This is a genomic window from Mesobacillus sp., from assembly GCF_049588175.1.
Lineage (GTDB): Bacteria > Bacillota > Bacilli > Bacillales > Cytobacillaceae > Mesobacillus.
The window spans coordinates 1-4294 of the sequence record NZ_JBAVFI010000165.1; the positions used below are offsets into that span (position 1 = coordinate 1).

The following is a 4294-nucleotide window of genomic DNA, read 5'->3' on the forward strand; positions in this document are numbered from 1 at the left end:
GGAAGGCGCGAAGACTCCTCCGAAAATGCTAACGCATTTCCATCGAGCGTGGGTCCATTCGAGGAAGCTCTTCAGTGTCCTACGGGCGCAGCGCCTGCCCCGCGGAAAGCGAAGCGCCTGGAACGGAAATCAATAGCCTAATTTTTATTGCATCTTCCTTTTTATGACATATAAAACAAGCTTGATAAAAAGTTCAGTACTTGTTATACTAGCTACAGTGTGTTTTTACAAAAACAGCAAGTAATATATTTGCTGTCATTTATAACTCTGTTTCGGATATGATTCAGGGCGGAAGGAGATGAAAAGAATGAAATCAGGAATTCATCCAAATTACAAGACAGTTAAGGTGACTTGCGCATGCGGAAACGAATTTGAAACTGGTTCTGTAAAGAACGAGATTCGCGTTGAAACTTGCTCTGAGTGCCATCCTTTCTATACTGGACGTCAAAAATTTGCTGAAGCTGGCGGACGTGTTGACCGCTTCAACAAGAAATACGGCCTTAAGAACGAACAACAGCAATAGTAGAATTCAAAAAACAGGCAAGAAGCTTTGTGACTTGCCTGTTTTTTATTGTCTATATTTAGGTGTACGCAGGTACATAACAAATAGCTTTTATAAAAATTTTAATTTAACGAACTTCATTTTTCAGTCTGGATTTGGCTCCTTTTTTTGTTATAATGGAAAAAGCTGAAAAAAGGTTAGCCTTTTAAATACATTTATATCTAACGAATATTTGCAGAAATTGAACCAGCGAGGAAGGAGAGGCCGACCATGTACGTGATGAAACAAAGCGGTTGGATCGAACTGATTTGCGGCAGCATGTTTTCTGGGAAATCGGAGGAGTTGATCCGCCGAGTCCGCAGAACTCAGTTTGCCAAGCAAAACATTGCCGTTTTCAAGCCGAAAATCGATAACCGCTACAGCGAAGAATCGGTTGTATCGCACAACGGGACTGCTGTTACAGCAATGCCTATAGCCAACTCTACAGATATTTTCCAGCATATCAACCCTGATATCGATGTAATTGCCATCGACGAAATCCAGTTTTTTGACCAGGAAATCGTTCAGGTTGTCCAGCATCTTGCAGACAGTGGATATCGAGTGATCGTAGCCGGCCTTGACCAGGATTTCCGTGGAGAGCCATTTGGCCAAATGCCTGCATTAATGGCAGTTGCCGAAATTGTGACCAAGCTTCAGGCGGTTTGTGCTGTTTGCGGTTCACCAGCAAGCCGGACACAGCGTCTGATCAACGACAAGCCAGCCTCTTATGACGATCCCATCATTCTCGTTGGGGCATCCGAAGCATATGAACCGCGCTGCAGGCACCACCATGAAGTGCCAAAATCGCCAAATGAGCTGAAAGTTGAAAAAATAACGGAAAGCTTGTCATAATTTGTTTTTTATAAGTCCGCCCTGGAGATTTGGGTGGGCTTTTTTGTTTGGTTTTTAACGCTGGTAAATCAGGCTCTTGAAGCACAAAATGAGGCGTTAAGCGGAAAAAAATCTCAACGTAATAATCAGCGCATTCCCTCAGTAAGTTTGGGTAACCTAACGTTGGGAGGTGCCATAATATGAAAAAAATATTGATGATGCTTATTTTTGGAATGATAATCGTTTCCGGCTGCGGCCAGGACAACACAGAATCGACTTATGACAAAAATCAGGATACCGCAGGACAAGACCTCACAACGAATGATAATGGCGTTCGCGGCGGAGATGGTCCGAATTTTACAAAAGATCAAGACAATGACATGACCATGGGCGACCAAAACCCGAACCTGCCAAATACCGATAACCAGAACCGCCATAATTTTTCCCAGGATGTCCAAAAAGCAAAAGAAGTGATTTCTGCTCAAGGCTTTGAGCCTGGGTCGATTTGGATCAATGGTGGAACCATGAATGTAACAGCCCACCCTGGTAATCAACTATCCAAAAAGGAACTGGTGAGTGCCGAAAAATCGCTTCAAAAGAACCTGACCAAAGCCTTGCCACGTTATGAAATCAATGTGGATATTGAGTAAAATGGCTTAAGCATGCTCGGTACAGGGCATGCTTTTTACATATATATAAGTCCGTTAGCTATAAAATAATTCGGCTTAATAGGCCGGTCTATATCAGTTAAACCACTTCGCAAAAGTCCATACCCAGCAGAATGGCTTTGACTGAGGTTTTCACCTATACTATAATTAGAATGTTATGAGCTCTTTTCGTAGCTTCATATGGGCTTCGAAAATTGGGCATTCGGAACATGATGCAATCAAAATAATGTAATGACAAATTTTTAGTTAAATTCGATTGATCCTAATCAGGATATTAAAATAGAGGTGAATGACCGTGTTTGATCGTCTTCAGGCAGTTGAGGATCGTTATGAAAGATTGAATGAGCTATTAAGTGACCCGGAAATCGTCAATGATTCCAAAAAGCTTCGCGAGTTTTCGAAGGAACAGTCTGATATCCAGGAAACCGTAATGGCTTACCGTGAATATAAGGAAGTCAAAGAACAATGGACTGATGCGAAAGCAATGCTCGAAGATAAGCTTGATGCAGAGATGCGTGATATGGTAAAGGAAGAAATTTCGGAGCTTGAACCACGTATTGAAGAGCTCGAAGCCCGCATTAAACTTCTTCTTATTCCTAAAGATCCTAATGATGACAAGAACGTTATTATGGAAATCCGCGGTGCTGCCGGCGGCGACGAAGCTGCCCTTTTCGCAGGTGACCTTTACAGGATGTACAGCCGATTTGCTGAATCGCAAGGCTGGAAAACAGAAGTCATCGATGCAAGCACGACAGGAGTTGGCGGCTTCAAGGAAATTATCTTCATGATAAATGGAAATGGCGCTTATTCAAAATTGAAGTTCGAAAATGGCGCGCACCGTGTTCAGCGTGTTCCGGAAACGGAATCAGGCGGCAGGATCCATACTTCCACTGCTACTGTTGCATGCCTTCCGGAAGCGGAAGAAGTTGAAATTGAACTGCATGACAAAGATATCCGTTTCGATGCGTTCGCATCCAGCGGTGCTGGCGGACAGTCTGTTAACACGACGATGTCAGCGGTTCGTTTGACACATATTCCAACAGGAATCGTTGTATCATGTCAGGATGAAAAATCACAGCACAAAAACAAAGACAAGGCGATGAAGGTTCTTCGTGCCCGTGTTTATGATAAGTTCCAGCAGGAAGCACAGGCTGAGTACGATCAGGTTCGTAAATCAGCAGTAGGTACAGGCGACCGTTCTGAGCGTATCCGTACGTACAACTTCCCGCAGAACCGCGTTACCGACCACCGTATCGGTTTGACAATCCAGAAGCTTGACCAGATTTTACAAGGCAAGCTGGATGAAATCATTGAGGCGCTGATCATGGAAGACCAGTCTCAAAGGCTTGAGAGTGCCAACAATGAGTAATAACAGCGTGAAAATATTTGAAGCCCTCAATTGGGCTTCTTCTTTTTTAAAAGAACATCATCGTGAGGAATACGCAGGTGAACTGCTGCTTCGGCACTTTTCAGGACTTTCCCGGACTTCTATGCTGGCGATGATGCGCGACGATCTCGATGCTGGTGTGTGGGACATTTTACAGAAAGCCGTTAAAAGACATGCGGAAGGTGAGCCGATCCAGTATATTATCGGTTCTGAGGAGTTTTATGGCCGAAGCTTTGAGGTCAATGACCATGTACTCATTCCTCGTCCGGAAACAGAAGAGCTTGTTTATGGAACATTAAAACGTCTTGTAAAGCTTTTTCCAGAAGGTCATCCAGTTGAGCTCGTTGATGTCGGCACAGGCAGCGGAGCGATTTCGGTTACCTTAAAGCTTGAAAAACCGGTCCTTAAGGTAACGGCCATCGATCTCTCAGAAGATGCATTGGGAGTGGCGCGGAAAAATGCAGCTACATTAGGCGCGGAAATTGATTTTATCCACGGAGACCTGCTGCAGCCGCTCATTTTACAAGGTAAAAAAGTGGATGCTGTCATCTCCAATCCTCCTTACATTCCGATTGCTGATCAGGAATGGATGTCAGACATTGTAACGGAGCACGAGCCGCACATGGCTCTGTTTGCCGGTGAAGATGGATTGGACCTTTATCGCCGATTTATGGACGAGCTGCCCCTTGTTTTAAAAGAAAGGGCGCTTGTCGGATTCGAAATTGGCGCAGGGCAGGGCGAAGCGGTCGCCGCGCTTTTAAAAAATACCTTTCCACACGCAAATATAGAAATCGTCTTTGATATAAATGGCAAGGACCGGATGGTTTTTGCGGAAATGTTATAGTATGAGTACATTTTCCCGCCTTT

Annotated in this window: 5 protein-coding genes; all 5 read left to right on the plus strand. The window is 44.2% G+C overall.

All coding sequences use genetic code 11. From position 1 onward, the window contains the following. The first annotated feature begins 307 nt into the window (after window positions 1-307). The 5 genes from rpmE to prmC all read left to right on the plus strand — a co-directional run bounded on the left by rpmE (window position 308) and on the right by prmC (window position 4271). The gene (gene rpmE, locus WB217_RS03930) at window positions 308-523 is read left to right on the plus strand and encodes a 50S ribosomal protein L31 (protein ID WP_335428337.1); all 216 of its coding nucleotides are present in this window, start codon (window positions 308-310) and stop codon (window positions 521-523) included. A gap of 249 nt (window positions 524-772) precedes the next feature. After that, the gene (locus WB217_RS03935; RefSeq protein WP_423990835.1) at window positions 773-1393 is read left to right on the plus strand and encodes a thymidine kinase; all 621 of its coding nucleotides are present in this window, start codon (window positions 773-775) and stop codon (window positions 1391-1393) included. Between the two features lie 179 nt (window positions 1394-1572). Then, window positions 1573-2022, plus strand: coding sequence for a hypothetical protein (locus WB217_RS03940; protein WP_423990837.1), 450 nt, complete (start codon window positions 1573-1575; stop codon window positions 2020-2022). Window positions 2023-2335: 313 nt separating this feature from the next. Next, the gene (gene prfA / locus WB217_RS03945; protein WP_423990839.1) at window positions 2336-3409 is read left to right on the plus strand and encodes a peptide chain release factor 1; all 1074 of its coding nucleotides are present in this window, start codon (window positions 2336-2338) and stop codon (window positions 3407-3409) included. Next, window positions 3402-4271: a peptide chain release factor N(5)-glutamine methyltransferase gene (gene prmC, locus WB217_RS03950; protein WP_423990841.1), complete on the plus strand. Its 870-nt coding sequence runs from the start codon at window positions 3402-3404 to the stop codon at window positions 4269-4271. Before prfA ends, prmC begins: the two co-directional genes overlap by 8 nt. Window positions 4272-4294 lie beyond the last annotated feature (23 nt).

Bases quoted from the DNA above. Each gene is read 5' to 3' on its own strand.
- rpmE (WP_335428337.1), top strand. From the start codon at position 308: ATGAAATCAGGAATTCATCCAAATTACAAGACAGTTAAGGTGACTTGC.
- WB217_RS03935 (WP_423990835.1), top strand. From the start codon at position 773: ATGTACGTGATGAAACAAAGCGGTTGGATCGAACTGATTTGCGGCAGC.
- WB217_RS03940 (WP_423990837.1), top strand. From the start codon at position 1,573: ATGAAAAAAATATTGATGATGCTTATTTTTGGAATGATAATCGTTTCC.
- prmC (WP_423990841.1), top strand. From the start codon at position 3,402: ATGAGTAATAACAGCGTGAAAATATTTGAAGCCCTCAATTGGGCTTCT.